This is a genomic window from Hydrogenophaga sp. PAMC20947 (genome assembly GCF_004795855.1).
Classification (GTDB): domain Bacteria; phylum Pseudomonadota; class Gammaproteobacteria; order Burkholderiales; family Burkholderiaceae_C; genus Hydrogenophaga.
Map to the genome: position 1 here is coordinate 2,445,411 of NZ_CP039252.1, position 19,454 is coordinate 2,464,864.

Here is a 19,454-nt window from a genome sequence, read left to right on the forward strand (position 1 = left end):
ATCCAGCCCACTTGTCTTCCCCAGTTGCGAAGGTGGCATGGTCATTAAACATACCGCTTGACTCTGTACCCATGTACGGAAGTATTCTGGCTGCATCGAACCTTCAATTTCAAAAGGATCCACCCATGGAAAAGGCTCAAGACAGCCGAGGGGCGCTGGCCGCAGGAGGCGTCGCCGCTATCCTGGCATCCGCCTGCTGCCTAGGCCCTCTCGTTCTACTCTCGATGGGTATTGGTGGCGCATGGATTGCCAACCTCACGGCGTTGGAGCCTTATCGACCCATTTTCATTGGTCTCGCGCTGGTCGCTTTGTTCCTCGCAGGCCGACGGATTTTTCGCCCTGCTGCGAATTGCAAGCCGGGTGAGGTGTGCGCCATACCGCGGGTCCGGGTGGCCTACAAGCTGGTGTTCTGGGCAATCGGCACATTGGTGCTCGTCGGATTCGCGTTCCCCTACATCGCACCCTGGTTTTACTGAAAGGCAACCATCATGAACAAGTTTTCTCTGGCTCTGGCTTCGATTTTCCTGGTCACCGCACCAGTATGGGCCGCTGTGCAGACGGTGACGCTGTCCGTTCCAACCATGGACTGCCCGGTATGCCCGATCACTGTGAAGAAGGCGCTGACAAATCTGCAAGGCGTCAGCAAGGCCGAGGTCAACTTTGACAAACGCCAGGCGACGGTGACCTTTGACGACGCCAAGACGGACGTTACCGCGCTGACCCAGGCAACCACCAATGCCGGCTACCCCTCTACGCTGGCCAAACAACCATGACCAGCCAACAGTGGTTCCGCACCGGTGTGGTGTCTTCGGTGCTTCTCGCACTGTGCTGCGTGACACCGATTCTTTTCATCGCCATCACCGCGGTGGGCCTTTCAGCCTTGGCGGGTTGGTTGGATTTCGTCCTGATTCCTGCGCTGGTCGTCAGCATGGGTCTGACCTATTGGGCATGGCGCAGATGCCGCAAAGATGATGCTTGTGCTGTCGATGCGCGGCAAGGTGCGCGGACCAAGGATTCCAACCCATGAACGCACACACGTTTCACATCACGGGCATGACCTGCATGTCATGTGCCGCTCATGTTGAGAAGGCACTGACCGGCGTGGCTGGCGTCGGTTCGGCGAAAGTTTCATACGACCAAGGCCAGGCGCAGCTGCAAAGCAGCGCGCCGATTGATCCCGCCGAACTGATCGCGGCCGTCGCGCGCGCTGGCTATGGCGCCGAACTTGAAGCGAGGCCATCGAGCCTTCACGGCAATGGCGAAGCTCCCGCGCGCCGAAATGAGGGACCACGACCCCCCATCGGACCGGGTGGAGAAGGCCTTAGTGTGGCCATCATCGGTAGCGGCGGTGCGGCGATGGCGGCTGCGCTGAAAGCGGCCGCTGAAGGCGCGAGAGTGACCTTGATTGAGCGCGGCGTACTGGGCGGTACCTGCGTGAATGTCGGCTGTGTGCCGTCAAAGATATTCATCCGGGCAGCCCATGTGGCCCACTTGCGTCGGCGCAGCCCTTTCGACGAAGGCATCTCGACCGCACCACCGGTGATCGACCGCGGTCGTTTGCTGGCCCAGCAACAGGCACGGGTAACTGCGTTGCGTGAGGCCAAGTACGAGAGCATTCTTCGCGACACGCCGGCCATTCAAGTGCTGCGCGGACGCGCCCGATTCATGGATGCCAGTCATCTTGCGGTGGATCTTGTGGATGGAGGCGAGCGCACTTTAGCCTTTGACCGCTGCCTGATCGCCACTGGCGCAAATGCTTCCATCCCGCCGATCGAAGGGCTGGCCGGAACGCCCTACTGGACTTCAACAGAGGCTCTCGAGTGCGAGCGCATTCCCGCGCGACTCCTCGTCGTTGGTGCATCGGTTGTGGCCGTCGAACTGGCTCAGGCCTTCGCCCGCCTGGGCAGCCAGGTGACGATCCTGGCTCGCCACGGGTTGCTATCGGCTGAAGATCCAGCAGTTGGAGAAGCACTGACGGGCGCGTTTCGCGCTGAAGGCATTGAGGTGCTGGAACACACGCAAGCCGGTATGGCCACTCATATCGATGGGGAGTTCATGCTGAACGGCAAAGGCCAGCAGTGGCGCGCGGACGCGTTGTTGGTCGCCACTGGTCGCATGCCGAATACAAGTGATGTCGGGCTTGATGCTGCTGGTGTGAAAGTGAATGGCGCTGGCCAGATCCTGGTCGACCCGGGCATGAGGACAAGTACCTTGAACATCTATGCGGCGGGAGACTGCACGGACCAACCCCAGTTCGTCTACGTGGCAGCCGCGGCCGGCACCCGAGCCGCCACCAACATGCTCGGGGGTGATGCGCAACTGAACCTGTCCGCCATGCCGGCTGTCGTCTTCACCGACCCACAGGTGGCCACGGTTGGCCTCTCCGAGGCGCAGGCACGCCAGGCTGGTATCGCGGTTGAAACCCGGACTTTGGCACTGGATCATGTGCCTCGCGCTTTGGCCAACTTTGATACGCGCGGCTTCATAAAAATGGTGGCTGAAGCTGGTAGTGGTCGCCTGCTGGGCGTTCAGGCGGTGGCGCCAGAGGCAGGTGAACTGATCCAGACTGCCGCCGTGGCCATACGAGCCGGTATGACGGTGCACGATCTGGCTGACCAGCTGTTTCCCTATCTCACCATGGTCGAAGGTTTGAAGCTTGCTGCACAAACCTTCACCAAAGACGTTTCGCAGTTGTCTTGCTGCGCCGGGTAAGTTTCAGGCTCAGGGTCGGCTGCGAGTAGCACTTACTGTCGTCCTTGGCATGCGTTCCATCGGACCTCGCTGCGCCAGCGACAGCTTTCGAGCAGCTTTAAGACCTTCAAATTTGGCGTTCGACCGACTGCTGATAGCCGACAGGGTGATCTCGCAGCCTCAGAGACCGGCCGCTCAACTCCGGCCGGATCGGATTGCCGCTGTCGGCACTGACCGCGAGATGGAGATACCGGCCAGGTTCAGCCGGTCGATTTCACGGAAAAGCAATCGTCCGCGCGTCAATTATGCTCCGGGATCCGTCGACCAGAGCGGCCGGCCAGCGCCCACGAAACTGGAGTCGGAACTGCTGTGTAAACCAGCCACTCAGCGATCACGACGGCTGAACGGCAGGTTTTGCTTCAGCTGGCTCACCCGTTCGCCGTGCCTGTCGATGGTCATCCGCTGCCACATTCATCGCCGCGGTGTTACGAAGTGCGAATTCGCATTCATGTGCCACGGAACGAGGCGAGCGTCTTCGTCCACGCTCGCAATGTCGCAGGTCGGCTGCGCTCGATCAGTGTTTCATCCAAGCCTTGTTTCAAGAATTCAATCATCCCAAAAGGTGCAAGGCCAACCTGACGTTCTTTCACCAAGCCCCGGCAAGTTGTAAGGAATGCCCTGCGCACCCGACTAAGGAGTTGTATGCCACGGCCCGAATTTTCAAGACGCAGGCGAGCGCTGTCGCTAGTTTCAAATGCAGTCGAGCCATACGTTAAGTGCGCTTCTTTGAGATTCGGATTGGCTTGCCATCGTTCTTGCAGAGTATCTCGTCGTCGTTACTTTTCCGACGGATTCTTCGCGGAGAGCCGGCAATTCGAAGCCAGGCAAGGGGCGCACTCAGATTTTTGAACTGCTCCCCTGACAGCGAGGATTCAACATGCACTCCAACTTCACCAAGGTGTTGGCCACGACACTGGTTTCGATTGTCGTCATCTACCTGTTCTGGCCGCCGATCGTCTGGCTCATGATGATTGTCGTCCCTTTCGCGGGCATCGGCATCTACGACATGCTGCAGGAGCAGCACTCGATCCGGCGAAATTTCCCTTTCTTCGGTCGTGGTCGATGGGTACTCGAAGACCTTCGTCCCTACGTTCGCCAATATTTCGTCGAGTCCGATACCGACGGCAGCCCGATCAGCCGGATGTTCAGAAGCATCGTCTACCAGCGCGCCAAGGGGGCGCTGGAGACCGTACCCTTCGGAACCCGGGTCGATACTTACCGTACCGGATACGAATGGATCGGGCACTCGCTGTCTGCACTTGATGCGGCCGATGTCTCCCAGGACTTGCGCGTCACGGTCGGTGGCCCGGACTGCAAAAAACCATACTCGGCAAGCATCCTCAATGTATCGGCGATGAGTTTCGGTGCACTGAGCAAGAACGCGATACTGGCACTGAACAGCGGCGCCAAGGCCGGAGGCTTTGCCCACAACACGGGAGAGGGCGGGCTCAGTCCTTACCACCTGGAGCACGGCGGGGATCTGATCTGGCAGATCGGAACAGGCTACTTCGGCTGTCGTGATGCCGACGGCAATTTCTCGGACGAACAGTTCGCAGGAAGGGCCGTACTCCCTTCGGTCAAGATGATCGAGATCAAGCTGTCTCAGGGTGCGAAGCCGGGCCATGGCGGTATCTTGCCGGCGGGGAAGAACACCCCTGAGATAGCCGAAATCCGCGGCGTAATAGCCCATACCCAAGTCGATTCTCCCGCGGCCCACAGGGTCTTCAACAGCCCGCTCGGGTTGGTGCAATTCATCGCGCGATTGCGTGAATTATCGGGCGGGAAACCCGTTGGCATCAAACTGTCGGTGGGTCGCGAGAGCGAATTCGTGGCCATCTGCAAAGTGATGGTCAAGACGAAAATCTACCCTGACTTTATTACCGTTGACGGCGGTGAGGGCGGCACTGGAGCGGCACCTCTCGAATATACCAATTCGGTTGGCATGCCTTTGCGCGAGGCGGTCGCGTTCGTCGCCGATTGCCTGCAAGGCTTCGGTATCAAGAAACATATCAAGATCATCGCCTCCGGCAAGATCATGACCGGCTTTCATCTGGTCAAAAACATGGCGCTGGGCGCCGACATGTGCAACAGTGCGCGGGCGATGATGCTGGCCCTTGGTTGCGTCCATTCGCTTACCTGCAACAGCAACCGCTGTCCTTCCGGCGTTGCCACGCAAGACCCCAGGCTGGTGAAGGGACTCGTGGTACCGGATAAGGCGCAACGTGTGGCTCAGTATCACGCCAAGACCGTGCACGCCACACTGGACCTCATTAGCTCGGCAGGCCTCTCGCACACATCGGCCCTGAATCGGACCCATATCTATCGCCGCATCAATCAACATGAGATCAAGCGATATGACCAGATCTTTCCTTACTTGGCGGAGGAGAGCCTGATTGGCGACGATATTCCAGATGCGTTCAAGCTGATCATGGATGAATCCTGCGCCGAATCCTTCGCGCCGTCTGCTTACCTGACGCGCATTGGCAGTGATTGCCGGGCGGTGAAGAGCACAGACGACGCAAATACAAGCGGCAACCCGGTGGAAGTTGAAGAGGTTGCGAAATGAAGGCGTCCGACTTGTTTGTCAAGGTGCTCGAGGCCGAAGGTGTCGAGTACATCTTCGGAATACCGGGGGAAGAGAATCTTGATTTGCTCGACTCGCTCAAGCACTCCTCGATAAGGCTCATCCTGACGCGCCATGAGCAGGGCGCAGGCTTCATGGCCGCAACCTACGGTCGCCTGACCGGAAAGGCCGGGGTGTGCATGTCCACCCTGGGTCCGGGGGCCACCAACCTGGTCACCGCGGCGGCTTACGCCCAACTCGGCGCCATGCCCATGCTCATGATCACCGGACAGAAACCGATCAAGACCAGCAAACAAGCGCAGTTCCAGATCATTGATGTGGTCAACATGATGCGTCCGCTGACGAAATACACCCACCAGATCAGCAGCGCTCACAACGTCCCTGCGCGAATCCGAGAAGCGATGCGTCACGCCGAGGCCGAACGGCCGGGCGCGGTTCACCTCGAGTTGCCCGAGGACATCGCCGATGAAGAGACGGATGCGACAGTGATCCGCAGGAGTCGTTTCGATTTCCCCCTTGCGACCGAGCGCTCGATCGCCGCAGCGGTCGAGATGATCGAATCGGCCCGCCATCCGCTGATCCTGATTGGCGCAGGCGCCAACCGCAAACACGCCTCTGCACCGCTACTGGAATTCATTGAAGGCACCGGAATTCCGTTCTTCAGCACCCAGATGGGTAAGGGCGTGGTTGATGAGCGCCACCCGCTCTTCCTGGGCAATGCGGCGCTGTCCAGCCGTGACTTCGTGCATCGAGCGATCGAAGCCGCGGATCTGATCATCAACGTCGGTCACGACGTGGTCGAGAAGCCCCCCTTCGTCATGGAATCGAAGGCCGCCGACTCGGGCAATGGCGATGACGGAACGCCCTGCGCCGCGTGCGCGAAGGTGATCCATGTGAACTACGTTACCGCGGAGATCGATCCGGTTTACTTCCCTCAGCAGGGGGTGATCGGTGACGTGTCCGATAGCGTTCGTCGTTTGGCGAACGCGACAAGCCGCCAGGAGCATTGGGATTTCTCGCGGTTCATGGAGGTCAAGAAGCATCTCGACACGAATCTGCTCGAAGGTGCCGACGACCCACGTTTTCCGATCTATCCGCAACGCCTTGTAGCGGATGTCCGCAGACTCATGCCAGACGACGGAATCATCGCGTTGGACAATGGTGTCTACAAGATCTGGTTCGCCCGTAACTACCTCGCGCATATGCCGAACACGGTGCTGCTGGACAACGCTCTGGCCAGCATGGGGGCGGGGCTTCCGTCGGCGATAGCGGCCAAAATCGTTTATCCGCAACGGCGTGTGATGGCGATTTGCGGAGACGGCGGCTTCATGATGAATTCCCAGGAGATGGAGACCGCTGTGCGCTTGAAACTCGACTTGGTGGTCCTGGTCCTCAAGGACGATGCGTACGGGATGATCAAGTGGAAGCAGGCCGCCATGGGTTTTGATGACTTCGGGCTCGATTACGGCAACCCGGACTTTGTCCAATATGCCAACAGCTATGGCGCCCATGGCCATCGCGTGCGCTCAGTCGACGCCCTCCCCGCTCAGTTGGAGGCGTGCTTCAACACGCCCGGCGTGCATCTCGTCGAGGTGCCAGTGGACTACAGCGAAAACGACCGCATACTCAATCGAGAGATTCCGGAACAGAGTGCGCTGATCTAGGTGGCCGGCCGTGCAGGCGGATGCATCTCGACGGTCAGGCCGAGAGCGTGGGTTAGCTGCAGCCGAACTCCCGTCCAGCTGTCGTGAGCGCCTTGCGACCGGATGTGCAGCAGAGCAGACATCAGTTTCGCGAGCCCTGGCCGTCCGCTCCACCCGACAACCTTCGGCCCACTTTTGTCGGATGACGGGCCGGTTCGCTCGCAAAAATGCCACTGACCGGCTGCCGTTCCCAATGGCTGCAGAGAATCGACTTGAGTCGCTCGTGAACGTCGAGCCGGAGTCGACCAATGATGGCTGTTCACCAACGACCGCTCCTTGGACAGTCCGCCAGACGAATCGTGTGCCGACAAAACTTGAGACAGCGACGCTTCTTCGGAGCGGCGGCACGGTTGGATTTCGGGGGGTATCGCGTTAGCATGTCCCATGAGTTCCGACGTTGCAAGTCACATGGAACCTGCTGGCAAGCGATTCGACGTTGCTATTGTTGGCGGCGGCTTGGCCGGTGTCGTGGCCTTGACCTATGCGCGTCGGGCCGGGCTTGAGGCCATCGTGCTTGAGCGGCACGGCCGTGTCGGCGGGTTGTGGCGCGACCTTCCTGCCTGGCAGGACATCCAGATCAGCACTGTTGACTGGGCGCTTGGCGATTTGCCGTTGCAGGGCGCCACGCAGCCGCATATTTTGGCCAACATCGAAGCCTGGGTCGAGCGTTTTGGCCTGGCAGACGGAATCCGGCTGAACGCCCCCGTGCAGTTGGCCCGCAGGGACGGGTCAGGCTGGGCGATGTCGACACCTCACGGTGTGGTGCACGCGCGGCACCTCGTCGCGGCGACAGGTGTGCACAATGCACCGGTGATTCCACAGCTCGCCCGCGCGGCCAGCACTGTGCGTGAGTTTCACTCGAGTGCACTTCGCGAACCAACCATGTTGACCGGCCGAGACGTGCTCGTGGTCGGTGGAGGCGCTTCGGCTTTCGATTTGCTGGAGCTGTGCTTTCAACATGGCGCCCGGCGCGTGATCTGGGCTTTTCGCGGCATGCGCTGGTTCATGCCCTCGCGCAAGCCCAAGCAAATCGCAGGCAGTGTTCGTGGGTTCGCCAGGATGCAAGCCAGCGGTCTATCAGCCGACCAGCAGAGCGCTGCCATTGGCGCCGATCTGCGATCGCGCTATGAGAAGTTCGAGATCGCTGAGATCATGCCAACACATGACTTCGACGTGCGGCACGATCAGCTAATTCCAGGGCGCCCCGGCATGCTGGAACACTATGCCTCGATCGAGCGCCACCGCGCCACCGTGGACACCATCGCTGGCAATGTGGTGACGCTGTCGAACGGACATTGTGTCGAGGTGGAGTTGTTGCTCTGGGGCACCGGATACAGCATTGATCTTTCATACTTCGAATCCACAGAGATCGCGGCGATCCGCACGGTCGATGCACTGGCGGCACGCTGTGGCTGCATCTTTCGCAGCCTCGATGCGACCAATCTGTATTTCCCCGGCGTCGGGCTGGACGGTATCGGCTCGGCGCCCTGGGCCTATTCACTGCTGTGCCGTTCGATCATGTCGCACATCTGTGGCACCGCACGGCTCGACAACGAGGTGCTCGGGCACAAGGTCAACCACTTCGACATCATCGACTACCTTGCCCCGCGCGACCCGGCGAGCTATCCGGCGGACCACTGGCGAGCGCACTATCGTGAGATAGCGCTAAACACCCTGGACGAGCAACCCTATTCGATCCCTTGAGACGGGACCAGTCCACCGTCGGCATGAAAGCAGGCGAAGCTGGCACCAGCTCGCACCAGCGCTTTGTGCAGCGGCTCATGCGGGCGTGGCGCCCCCCGGAAAGTGTCCATTTATTGGTGGATACGGCGGTCTCGGCTGAGAAGTTGCCTCGATCGCGACCCGTGCGATACGTGTCTTGGCGTCGTGTGCTGATAGGGTTGATTGGCGCCGTTGAGTGACGGATCAGCGACCATCAAAACGCACCTGCGATTGACGCCTTCGGGGTCGAAACCGGACCATCCCGTCAACCCGAGCTCAACCACCACTCAAACTGCTTGCTCCCTCAGTCAATCCTCCAGCAAGATGCCGAACGCAATTGAGCAAGCGCACGCTGTGCGGCGGAGCGGCATCGAAGATGGTCAACGAGGTATTGCCCATGCGGGGCTGCTCCACCACGCCTGAAAGAGCCGAGAGCGGCAACGCCGCCAACATCTGGCGAATCACCAACCCGTGGGTCACGACCACCAGCGGGCCGCCGAGTTCGGCCTGTAGTTGCAGCGCCTGCTCAAACGCCTGGCTACAGCGCTCGGCGAATAACGCGGTGGATTCGCCGCCGGGCGGGGCCGCGTCCATGGCCAGGGGGTCGGTGCTCAGGCTGTCGTAGGGTTGGCCGCGCCAGTCGCCGAAGCTTCTTTCGTGCAACAACGCCGTGGTGCGCAACACATGACCGGTGCGGCTGGCGATGGCCTGGGCGGTTTGGTGGGCGCGGGGCAGATCGCTGCTCAGAATGCCGGCAATGGGCTCCGTGGCCAGCCGCTCGGCCAGGGCCTGGGCCTGCCTTAGCCCGTGGGCCGACAAGGGGGTGTCTGCGGGTTGCAGAATGCGCGCCGCGTTCAATGCGGTTTCGCCGTGGCGCACCAACCAGATTTCCATCTTTTTCTCTCCCCTGTGAAGCCCAGCAGCGAATGGGCTGGTGCGCAGATACATCAACCGGTGTCAAACGCAATTGTGCAGCGGATGGGTGCGCGGCGGCGCTAAATGCCCCACCGCCATACCGACCTGCTGCATCTCGCATGGGCCGGTGATCCACACGGGCTCAGCAACACCCCAGCGCCAATCAACAGGCGAAAAAAGGGCTGCCTGTGCCTGGTAAGGCGGCGGCAGCCCGAACCCTTCGATCGCTTTTACTTGGACAGTTCGCTCAGCTTCACCTGTTTGACCTTGCCACCTTCGATCACGCCCACGCGGGTGTCGATGATGGAGCCGCCGTTGGCTTCAATGCCGTCGTAGTTGGCCAGGTTTTGCGCATCAGGCAATGCCTTGATGGCGGCATCAAGCTTGCCGCGAATGGCCATGGCATCGGTGGTGGTGCCGGCCAGCTTCATGGCGCCTGCGGTGGCCATCATGGCGGTGTAGTTGTAGGTGGCTTCCGAGCCAGGCTCGCGACCGGGATACACCTTCATCCAGCGCGTCACGAAGGCCTTGACGGCCGGCTGCGGATCGTCCACCACGGGCAACACGCCGATGGAACCTTCGAGCGCCGCGTAGCCGCCCACGATAGGCTTCATTTCGTTCATCTTGGCCTGATCCATGATGATGAACCCGCCTTTGAAACCGAGTTCACGGGCCTGCTTGGCCACCAAGCCGGTGGGCTCTGAGGCACCGCCGATGAACAGCACATCGGGCTTTTCCGCCAGGGCCTTGCTCACGCCGCTGTAGAAGTCGGTCGAGCGGTTGTAGCTCATCGGGTTGTCGCCAACGATCGTGCCGCCAGCGGCTTCCCAGGCGGGCTTGAACAAAGCGGTCCAGGCCTTGGCGTAGTCGTGGTCGGCGTTGGCAATGGCGACCTTCTTGCCGAACTTGCTCATCGCATGGCTGATGAACGGCTTGATGTAGGTGGAGAAATCGGGCGGAATGCGGAAGGTGAGCTTGTTGCCACTTTGGGTGATTTTTGGCACGCTGGTGTAGGACAGCAGCAAGGCGTTGAGGCGCTCATTGCTGGTCTGAACGGCGTAGCCGCCACCGGAGTGCGGGACCATCACGACCGGGGTCTTGCTTTCCTGCACCAGTCGCTGGAAGTTGATGGCGGTTTCGCTGGGGTTGTACTTGTCGTCCAGCGCAACCACTTCAAATTTCACTTTCTTGCCGGCCACTTCGAAGCCGGTGGCGTTGAGCTCGTCAATCGCGAATTTCAGGCCGTCGAGGGTATTTTTGCCGTATTGGGCGGCGCCGCCGCTCAGCGGACCAGAGAAGCCGATGTTGACGACTTCCTGCGCGAACACGGGTGCTGACACGAGCATGCCGCCCAACGCGAGGGCGCTGGCGATTTGGGTAAATTGTCTTCTGATCATCTTGATTGTCTCCTGGGTTTCGGGGGAAAGGTCGAGGGGAAATTGTGCGACAGCGAAGGGTTCCTGCGTGAGGGAATCCAGATCTAGGCGCCGATGTAGGCCCGGCGAACGGCTTCGTTGTTCATCAGGCTGTCGCGGTCGCCTTCGAGCACGATGCGCCCGCGCTCCATGACATAGGCACGGTTGGCGATCTTGAGGGCGGCGTAGGCGTTTTGCTCGGCCAACAAAACGGTGGTGCCCGCCTTGTTGATGCGTTGAATCACTTCAAACACTTGCTTGACCACCAAAGGAGCCAGGCCCAGCGAGGGCTCGTCGAGCAACAAAACTTTGGGGCGGCCCATCATGGCGCGGCCAATGGCCACCATTTGTTGTTGGCCACCGCTGAGCGAGCCCGCCGCGTCGTCTTTCTTTTCGTCGAGGATGGGGAACAGCGCCATCACCTCTTCGAGGCGCTGGCGGTTGCCCACCTTGTCGCCACGGTGCACATAGGCGCCGAGCATCAGGTTCTTCAACACCGACATCTGCGGGAACAGCTTGCGCCCTTCAGGGCACTGCACCAGTCCGTTCGACACGATTTGCGAGGGCTTGCGACCCACCAGCTCGGTGTCATGGAAACGGATGCTGCCGCCGGCCGCTTTGTGGATGCCACTGGCGGTCAAAAAGATGGAGCTTTTGCCAGCGCCATTGGCGCCGAGCAAAACCACCAGCTCGCCCGTTTCGGCATGCAGGGACACGCCGTCGAGCGCGAGAAAGCTGCCATACGACAGCGACACGTTCTCAAATGTCAGCATGGTCGCTCCCCAGGTAGGCGTCGATCACGGCGGGGTTGGCGCGCACTTCGGCGGGCGTGCCCTCGGCGATTTTTTCGCCGTAGCTCAGCACCAGAATTTTGTCGGCCAGGCTCATGATCATGTCCATCTTGTGCTCGATCAAGCAGACCGTCAGGTCGTGCTTGACCATCTTTCGAATCAGCTCGGCCAGGCCCAGCGTTTCGTCGGGGTTCACACCGCCAGCAGGCTCGTCGAGCAGCAGCAACTTGGGCGCGGTGGACAGGGCCAGCGCAAAGGCCACGCGCTTGCGTTCTTCCTGCGTTATATCGCCGGCCACTCGGTTTTCCAGGTGGGCCAGGCCCACGAAGTCGAGCGCTTCACGCGCTTTCTCCCGGCACACGCGCTCTTCTTCTTTCAGCCGCGCCGAGCCGAACAGCACATCGATCAAGCCCGATCGCGTGCGCAAACGGTGGCCCACGATCAAGTTGTCCAGCACGGAGGCCGTGTCAAACAACGTGGTCGACTGAAAGGTGCGCGCAATGCCCAGACGCGCCACTTCATCGGTGCGCAGCGTGGTGATATCGCGCCCCTCAAAGGTGATCGTTCCTTCGCTGGGCTTGTGCACGCCGCTGATGAGGTTGAAGAAAGTGGTTTTGCCAGCGCCGTTCGGACCGATGATGGCGTTGATCTTGCCCTTCTCGATGCTGGTGCTGACGCTGTTGACGGCGGTGTTGCCGCCAAAGCGTTTGGTCAGGTGTTCGATCTCAAGCACGTGTCGACTCCTCTTGACCAGCGTCAGTTTTCGTTTGTTGCAACTTGGCCTTGTGTTGTGCCACATCAGCGGCCGAGGCCTGCCGGGCACGCCACGCCACCCAGGTGCCCACGATGCCGTTGGGCACGAAGATCACCAGGAAGATCAGCACCGGGCCAAAGATCAGGAAGCGGAATTCCTGCAGGAACTGCAGATACTGCGTGGCCCAGGGCACCATCAACGCGCCCAGCAATGGGCCCAAAACGGTGCCCAGCCCGCCAATGATCATGTACATGGTCATGTCGAATGCGTGTTCGGCGCCGGCGAGATCGGGCCCCAGAAAACGCACGAATCCCGCATACAAGGCGCCGGCCAGACCGGCGTACAACACAGACAACGAAAACGCGATGAGCTTGTTGCGCATGAGGTTGACCCCCAGTGCTTCGGCCAGATCGTCACCGTTGCGAATCGCCATGAATGTGCGGCCCATCAGCGAATCCACGATGCGGCGCATGAACCACACACCCACCACCAGGAAGAAAAACACCAGGTAGTAGAGCGACCGGGGCGTGTCGAAGGTGAGCGGGCCGATGGCCGTGGGCGCCGGAATCCCCATGATGCCCACCGTGCCGTGTGTGAGGCTTTCCCATTTTTCGATCACCAGAAACATGATGGTGCCGACACACAGGGTAAAGATGGAGAAGTAGTGCCCACGCAAGCGCAGCGACACAAAGCCGAGCGGCAAGCCGATCAGCACCGTGACAACGCCGGCGAGAACAAAAGCCAGCCAGAAAGAGACTTCGTAGTCCACGGTCAGGATGCCCAGCGTGTAGGCGCCAACGGCCATGAAGCCGGCGTGGGCCAGATTGAACTGCCCGGTGTAGCCGGTGATCAGGTTCAGGCCCAGGGTGGCGATCGCGAAGATGTAAGCGGTGGACATCACCGTCAGGTGGTAGTCGTTGCCCGCCATCCAGGGGAACAGCAGGCCGGCCAGCAGCAGCAGCCCCCACCCCAATTTACCTTCCAGGAGTTTCATCATGGTTTCAGCGTGCTCCGTTGGTGAATAGGCCTTGTGGGCGCAGCGAAAGAATCACCACCAGCAACGCGAACGACATGATGTCTTTGTAGTCGGTGGAGATGTAATAGGCACCAAACGATTCGGCAAAACCGATGATCAGCCCGCCAACAATGGCACCGGGCACGCTGCCCATGCCGCCCAGAATGATGATCACAAAAGCCTTGGTGATCACCAGGTGGCCCATGGCCGGGTAGACGAGGTTGATGGGCGCATACAGCGTGGCAGCCACGGCCGCCAACGCGCCCGAGATACCGAAGGTGAGCATGGCAACCCGGTTGGCATCAATGCCCACCAGCGAGGCACCATCGCGGCTTTGCGCCATGGCCACGATGGTGGAGCCCGCCACGGTGCGGGTGAGGAACAGCTGCAAGACCGCCATCAGCGTGAACGCCCCGGCGATGATCATCAGGCGCTGCACCGGCGCGGTGACGCCGGCAATTTCGACAATGCCGCTGAAGGGCGTGGGCATGCGCAGGAAGTCGGCGCCCCACAGCGCTTGCGCACCGGCTTCAAGGAACAGCAGCAGACCAATGGCCGCGATCATCGGGTGAAGACCCGTGTGGTTGCCCAGGGGGCGGAACACCAGCCGCTCGGACAGGGCCCCGATCACGGCCACCACCCCAGCCGACCCGATCATGGCGATCCAGTAGTTCACTTCCCAGCCCGTCATGAGCTTGAGCGCCACAAAAGCGCCCACCATGTAGAAGGCCCCATGGGCAAAATTGGGCACGTGCAAGATGCCGTAGACCAGGGTCAGCCCCAGTGCAACCAGGCTGTAAATGCCGCCCAGCGTCAGGCCGTTGAGCACCTGTTGAAGAAAAATGTCCACTGTGATTGCGCCTCTGGATGGGTTGCAAAAAGAGCCTGTGCCCCACCAAGCAAATCGCTTGATTTCGAGACTATAGACTGCACAGTGGAATCCACAACAACGGGTTAACCCTCAAGTTGATTCCTTCGGGACACCGAAGCAATACCCCTGTTGACAACCTCAGTTACCTTGCGGTTTGGATAAGAATCACCCCACTGAAACCGGCTCACGGTTCACATGGCACCCATGATTCAGGCGCATCGGGTACTGCTGTGCAAAACAGCAGATTGATGGGTTGACGCAGCGGGCGAGCCCGTTTTCGCCAACAGGCTGCGCGAAAACGGCGGCGCCGCTCCACCTCGGGCGGGTGTTTTGATGGGTGGCAACGTGAGGGTCCCCCGTTCGTCCGTCCGTCAAACGGATCGACCCGCGCGAACAGGTCAGTTGTCGCTGCCGCAGTTGCCGCAGTTACCGCAGGCAGGTCCTTTGCCCTTGGCCGAGCGCCAATACTTGCGCACCACAAAGGCCAACGCCAGCCCGACCAAGGCCAGCACGGCCACCAGATCAAAGTTCATTTCAGAAACCTCCCAGATTCAATGCGAGTCGGTAAGTCACCCACGACGCCGCGTAGGCCAAGCCAAACAGGAACGCCGCCATGCCGACCGGCATGGCCCACCCGCCCATTTCCTTGCGCACCACGGCCAACGTGGCCAGGCACTGCGGTGCAAACACAAACCAGATCAACAGCGACAGGCCGGTGGCCAAAGACCAATCCTGCGCAATCAGTGGACCGAGCGCGGCGCCCACCTCATCGCCCGTTTGCGACAAGGCGTAAACCGTGCCGAGCGCGGCCACCATGACCTCGCGCGCGGCCAGCCCCGGGATCAGCGCCACCACAATCTGCCAATTGAATCCGATGGGGGCAAAAAAGCCTGCCAGCGCCTGCCCGATGCGGCCGGCAAAGCTGTATTCGATGGGGCTTCCTGCGAAGCTCACAGGCGCTTGCGGAAAGGTGGAGAGAAACCACAAGATCACGGTCAGCGACAGGATGATGCCGCCCACATTGCGCAGGAAGATGCTGGCGCGCTGCCACAGGCCAATGGCCAGGTCTTTCACGCGTGGCAGGTGGTAGTCGGGCAACTCCATCATCAGTTGCACCGGCTCGCCGGCACCCCGCCACAGTTTGAGCACCCAGGCCACGGCAATGGCGGAAACAATGCCCAGCACATACAGGCCAAACATCACCAACCCCGGCAGGTTCATGCCGAGAACTGTTTTGGCCGGTATGAAAGCACCGATCAGCAAGGTGTAAACCGGCAAACGGGCCGAACAGGTCATGAGCGGCGCAATGAACACCGTGACCCACTTGGTGCGCCGGTCTGAGATTGTGCGCGCGGCCATGATGCCGGGAATGGCGCAGGCAAAGCTGGAGAGCAGCGGGATGAACGCGCGCCCGGACAAACCCAGGCTGCCCATCAACCGGTCGAGCAAGAGCGCGGCGCGCGGCAGATAACCCGACTCTTCCATCACCAGAATGAAGAAAAACAGAATCAGGATCTGGGGCAGAAAGATCACCACCCCGCCCACACCCGCGATCACCCCGTCGATCAGCAGGCTCTTGAGCAAGCCCGCTGGCAACCATGCGTCTACCCCCTCGCCGACCCAGCTGGTCACACTTTCGATCAGGCCCATGGGCCATGCTGCCCAGGCAAACACTGCCTGAAAGATCAGGAACAACAAGACCAGCAACACCAGCACACCCGTGAGCGGCTGCAGCAGCAAAGTGTCCAGACGGCGCGACCACTCGTGGGCCGACATGGGCTGGTCCTGGCCTGCAGCCTGTAACCAGCTTTGAGCCTGGGCATCGTCGGCCCTGACCACCTCGGCGCTGTGCTGCGCCACTGGGGTTTCGGGCCGCGTTTGCGACCAGATGTCTGCACGGTCCAGCAGTTGCCGCAGCGCGTCCGTGCCCTGCGCAGAAATGCCGGTCACTTCCACCACGGGAACACCCAGAGCAGCCTGAAAACGTGCCGCATCGAGATCACGGCCCTGGGCTCGCACACGGTCCATCATGTTGATCAAGACCACCATCGGCACACCCAGGCGCTTCAGCGCGGCCACCAGACGCAAGCCGCGGCGCAAACGCGTGGCGTCCAGCACCACGGCGGTGAGGTCTGGCGCTTTCTCGCGCAGGCTCTGGCCCAGCACCATCTCGCAGGCCACGGTCTCGTCCTGGCTGCTGGCATTGAGGCTGTAGGTGCCCGGCAAATCGATCACCGTGACCGAACGGCCTGCAGCGGTCTTCATCAGACCGCGCTTGAGCTCTACCGTGACACCGGCGTAGTTGGCCACCTTTTGCTGGCTGCCCGTCAGGCGGTTGAACAGCGCGGTTTTGCCGCAGTTGGGGTTGCCCAGCAAGGCTAGCCGCCGCTGGGCCAGCCCGCTGGTATCGATGGTGGCGGCGCTCATGCTGCGCTCAAGCTGCCCAGCATTTCGGTGTGCGCGTGCACTTCAATCTGACTGGCCTCATCGGGCCGCAGGCCAAACACCGCATCCCCCACCTGCACCACCAGCGCCCCGGTCTTGAACCAGCTGCGCTGCAGCACACACACGTTTTCCAGCGGCAAGAATCCCAGCTCCAGCAGGCGGGGGTGGTGGGCGCTGTTGACCGATATGCGGTGCCATTGGCGCACAGGGGCTTGATTCAAGTTACGAGGCGTCATACGACCAGTCTGCAAATGCGAATGATTTACATTGTAAGAAACCAATCCTTAAGGTTGTTTGATCTGCATCAAATCCCTCCAAATAGCCGGGGCCAAGCGCCCGCTGGGTTGCGCTGATAACATGCGCCCAATCGCCCCAAAAAGGTGCACATCGCCCACCATGCCCATCGCCCACTTCGCCAACTGGCTGCGCTCGTTCTACCCCGCTCCGCTCACCGCCGGCCCACGCGATCTCTGGCTGGGCAGCCTGGGCGCGGGACTGGGCCTCTTGATCACCGAATGGATCAGCCACCAGGCCCTGGGTTCGGCCAACCCCTGGTTCATCGCGCCCATGGGGGCCTCGGCCGTGTTGCTGTTTGCCGTGCCGGCCAGTCCGTTGGCGCAGCCATGGTCCATCGTCGGCGGCAACGTGATTGCCGCAGCGGTGGGCATCACCTGCGTGCAATGGCTGGGCAGCAGTGGCCCCGTCGCAGCCTTGGCGGCCGCGGTCGCCATTGCCCTGATGTTCGCGTTGCGCTGCCTGCACCCGCCCGGCGGCGCTGTCGCCCTCACCGCCGTTTTGGGTGGCCCAGCAATTCACGATCTAGGCTACAGCTTTGTGTTGTGGCCAGTGGCCGCTGATTCGGTTTTGATGTTGTTGCTGGCGCTGTTGTTCAACAACCTCGCAGGCCGGCGCTACCCCCACCACGGAAGCGCCCGCGCCAGGCCCCACGACACCCGCGACCGCTTGCCCACCCAGCGTGCAGGCCCGACGGCCGAAGACCTTGATGCAGCGCTGGCCTCTTTCGGCGAAATGCTGGACATCGACCGGGATGACCTGGAAGACCTGGTGATGCGCACCCAACTCGCCACACGCCAGCGGCAGTGGCAAGCCGTGCGCTGCACCGACATCATGTCCCATGATGTGATCACAGTGAGCCCGACCGATTCGGTGGACGAAGCCTGGCGGCTGCTGGCGCACCACAAGGTCAAGGCCTTGCCCGTGGCCGCGCCCGACGGGCCGCTGGTGGGCATCGTCTCGCTGCACGATTTTTTCATCGGCCAGAGCGCACCCATACCCAATCAGTTGCCACGCATGAGCACAGCCCGCCGGGTCGAAGACATCATGACGCGCCGCGTTCGCTCAGCCCGCCCCGAGCAGTCCATCGCAGCGCTGGTGAAAGGCTTTTCCGATGGCGGCTTGCACCACATGCCGGTGGTCAATGCCGACAATGAGGTGGTCGGCATGGTGACGCAGTCGGATCTGATCGCGGCGCTCTTCATGCGCAGCCCGACCTGATACGGGTATGCCATCAAATCGATAACGGTGTTGCTTCGCCTCGCCGTGATACGGCACTGTCTGCGGCTTCGCGCCCAGGGCCTGTAAACACATTGATTGCAAGCCCGCACGGCGCCACCTCACCAGCGCGCCTGCACCCTGTCTTCTTCGCGCACGGCCGGCCCCGCTTTGGCCAGCGCCATCCAGACATGAAACGGGAGCTGCGCCACAGCCCTTCGCGGCGCTTCCCGCGCCACCTTGAGCACATCGCCTTCCACCAGCATCACGCCACATTCAACCGGCACTTCGTCGGGCGCCCCAACGGATCGCCCCTTGGCGTCTTGCCCCAGCACATACCAACAGGCGCCCGCCATGCCCAGGTAGGCCGCCCGTTTGGCGGGCTTCTTCAAATCGCCCAGCAAGTCGGCACGGCTCACCTTGATCTCGTGCACCACCGGTTCCGCATAGGCCTCCACCGAAGTGCGGCGGATCGAAAACACATCGGGCATGGCCATGCACCAGGCGTGCCCTGGTGCCTTGGGCAGCGGGCCAGCGTCGTCGTCCAGCGCCAAGCCCGGGCTTTCGGGCTGCGGCGCCGGCTCTTCGCCCAACAACAAGGCCTTGGGCAAGGCCACCCGCAGCATCAACCCGCGCCACGCCAGGCGCCCACCACGAGTCATCTCCAGCGCCACGCGCTGGACCAGCTCTTCATGGGGCGAGCGCGCCGCCTTGTTGCTCGCGAACACGCGGGCCAGAGTGGCGATGCCTGCATCGGTCACCCGCAAGGTTTCGTGGCCCTCGCCGGAGCGCACGCGCTCGATCTGCCCGGCCGCCAGCAGCTCCACTTCGAGCATGTCCTGGCTTGGCCAGCCGGCCGATCGGTACAGATCACGCAGGCGGCGGTGGTGTTGGCGGGTGAGGGTTTGGGTGGAAGAAGGGGCGTGGTCCATGGTGGCAAAGGCTTGGGACCGTATCATGCCAGCGAGCCCTTTTC

General features: G+C 61.4%; 18 protein-coding genes. 8 read left to right on the forward strand and 10 right to left on the reverse strand.

The annotated features are described in order from the left end of the window. Positions 1–125 precede the first annotated feature (125 nt). The 7 genes from merT to E5678_RS11005 all read left to right on the forward strand — a co-directional run bounded on the left by merT (position 126) and on the right by E5678_RS11005 (position 8,742). Positions 126–476, forward strand: coding sequence for a mercuric ion transporter MerT (gene merT / locus E5678_RS10975; RefSeq protein WP_136178563.1), 351 nt, complete (start codon positions 126–128; stop codon positions 474–476). A 12-nt stretch (positions 477–488) separates the two neighbouring features. Further along, entirely contained in the window at positions 489–773 is a 285-nt protein-coding gene (merP, locus tag E5678_RS10980) for a mercury resistance system periplasmic binding protein MerP (RefSeq protein WP_136178564.1), read from the forward strand. After that, complete coding sequence (gene merF, locus E5678_RS10985; protein ID WP_136178565.1) at positions 770–1,027, forward strand: mercury resistance system transport protein MerF; 258 nt, start codon at positions 770–772, stop codon at positions 1,025–1,027. Before merP ends, merF begins: the two co-directional genes overlap by 4 nt. Continuing rightward, on the forward strand, positions 1,024–2,712 hold the full coding sequence (gene merA / locus E5678_RS10990; RefSeq protein ID WP_136178566.1) for a mercury(II) reductase: 1,689 nt from the start codon (positions 1,024–1,026) through the stop codon (positions 2,710–2,712). Before merF ends, merA begins: the two co-directional genes overlap by 4 nt. Before the next feature lie 916 nt (positions 2,713–3,628). Then, positions 3,629–5,317, forward strand: a complete 1,689-nt coding sequence (locus tag E5678_RS10995; RefSeq protein ID WP_136178567.1) for an FMN-binding glutamate synthase family protein — start codon at positions 3,629–3,631, stop codon at positions 5,315–5,317. After that, positions 5,314–6,999 (forward strand): acetolactate synthase large subunit, encoded by a 1,686-nt coding sequence (locus E5678_RS11000; RefSeq protein ID WP_136178568.1) that lies wholly within the window; start codon positions 5,314–5,316, stop codon positions 6,997–6,999. The genes E5678_RS10995 and E5678_RS11000 overlap by 4 nt, the downstream gene beginning before the upstream one ends. A 447-nt stretch (positions 7,000–7,446) precedes the next feature. Beyond that, positions 7,447–8,742, forward strand: coding sequence for an NAD(P)-binding domain-containing protein (locus E5678_RS11005; protein WP_210731898.1), 1,296 nt, complete (start codon positions 7,447–7,449; stop codon positions 8,740–8,742). A 294-nt stretch (positions 8,743–9,036) separates the two neighbouring features. Here E5678_RS11005 and E5678_RS11010 read toward each other — a convergent pair whose 3' ends face one another. From E5678_RS11010 to E5678_RS11050, 9 genes are all read right to left on the reverse strand, one after another. After that, positions 9,037–9,654: a histidine phosphatase family protein gene (locus E5678_RS11010; protein ID WP_168708544.1), complete on the reverse strand. Its 618-nt coding sequence runs from the start codon at positions 9,652–9,654 to the stop codon at positions 9,037–9,039. Between the two features lie 251 nt (positions 9,655–9,905). Continuing rightward, positions 9,906–11,021: an ABC transporter substrate-binding protein gene (locus E5678_RS11015; RefSeq protein WP_247597022.1), complete on the reverse strand. Its 1,116-nt coding sequence runs from the start codon at positions 11,019–11,021 to the stop codon at positions 9,906–9,908. Between the two features lie 134 nt (positions 11,022–11,155). Next, positions 11,156–11,863 carry an ABC transporter ATP-binding protein gene (locus E5678_RS11020; RefSeq protein ID WP_136178572.1) on the reverse strand — a complete coding sequence of 236 codons (708 nt, stop codon included), beginning with the start codon at positions 11,861–11,863 and terminating at the stop codon, positions 11,156–11,158. Beyond that, on the reverse strand, positions 11,850–12,614 hold the full coding sequence (locus E5678_RS11025; RefSeq protein ID WP_136178573.1) for an ABC transporter ATP-binding protein: 765 nt from the start codon (positions 12,612–12,614) through the stop codon (positions 11,850–11,852). Before E5678_RS11025 ends, E5678_RS11020 begins: the two co-directional genes overlap by 14 nt. Beyond that, on the reverse strand, positions 12,607–13,632 hold the full coding sequence (locus tag E5678_RS11030; protein WP_136178574.1) for a branched-chain amino acid ABC transporter permease: 1,026 nt from the start codon (positions 13,630–13,632) through the stop codon (positions 12,607–12,609). Before E5678_RS11030 ends, E5678_RS11025 begins: the two co-directional genes overlap by 8 nt. Positions 13,633–13,636: 4 nt before the next feature. Further along, complete coding sequence (locus tag E5678_RS11035) at positions 13,637–14,500, reverse strand: branched-chain amino acid ABC transporter permease (protein WP_136178575.1); 864 nt, start codon at positions 14,498–14,500, stop codon at positions 13,637–13,639. Positions 14,501–14,919: 419 nt separating this feature from the next. After that, a complete protein-coding gene (locus E5678_RS11040) occupies positions 14,920–15,054 on the reverse strand; it encodes a FeoB-associated Cys-rich membrane protein (protein ID WP_136178576.1) in 135 nt (44 codons plus the stop codon). A gap of 1 nt (position 15,055) precedes the next feature. Next, complete coding sequence (locus tag E5678_RS11045; RefSeq protein WP_136178577.1) at positions 15,056–16,948, reverse strand: ferrous iron transporter B; 1,893 nt, start codon at positions 16,946–16,948, stop codon at positions 15,056–15,058. Next, positions 16,945–17,187: a FeoA family protein gene (locus E5678_RS11050; protein WP_247596745.1), complete on the reverse strand. Its 243-nt coding sequence runs from the start codon at positions 17,185–17,187 to the stop codon at positions 16,945–16,947. Before E5678_RS11050 ends, E5678_RS11045 begins: the two co-directional genes overlap by 4 nt. 175 nt (positions 17,188–17,362) lie before the next feature. Here E5678_RS11050 and E5678_RS11055 point away from each other — a divergent pair, with 175 nt between their 5' ends. Then, positions 17,363–18,481 (forward strand): HPP family protein, encoded by a 1,119-nt coding sequence (locus E5678_RS11055; RefSeq protein WP_136178579.1) that lies wholly within the window; start codon positions 17,363–17,365, stop codon positions 18,479–18,481. 119 nt (positions 18,482–18,600) lie between these two features. Here the strand turns inward: E5678_RS11055 and E5678_RS11060 are convergent, their stop codons facing one another. Beyond that, entirely contained in the window at positions 18,601–19,410 is an 810-nt protein-coding gene (locus E5678_RS11060) for a hypothetical protein (protein WP_136178580.1), read from the reverse strand. Positions 19,411–19,454: the final 44 nt, after the last annotated feature.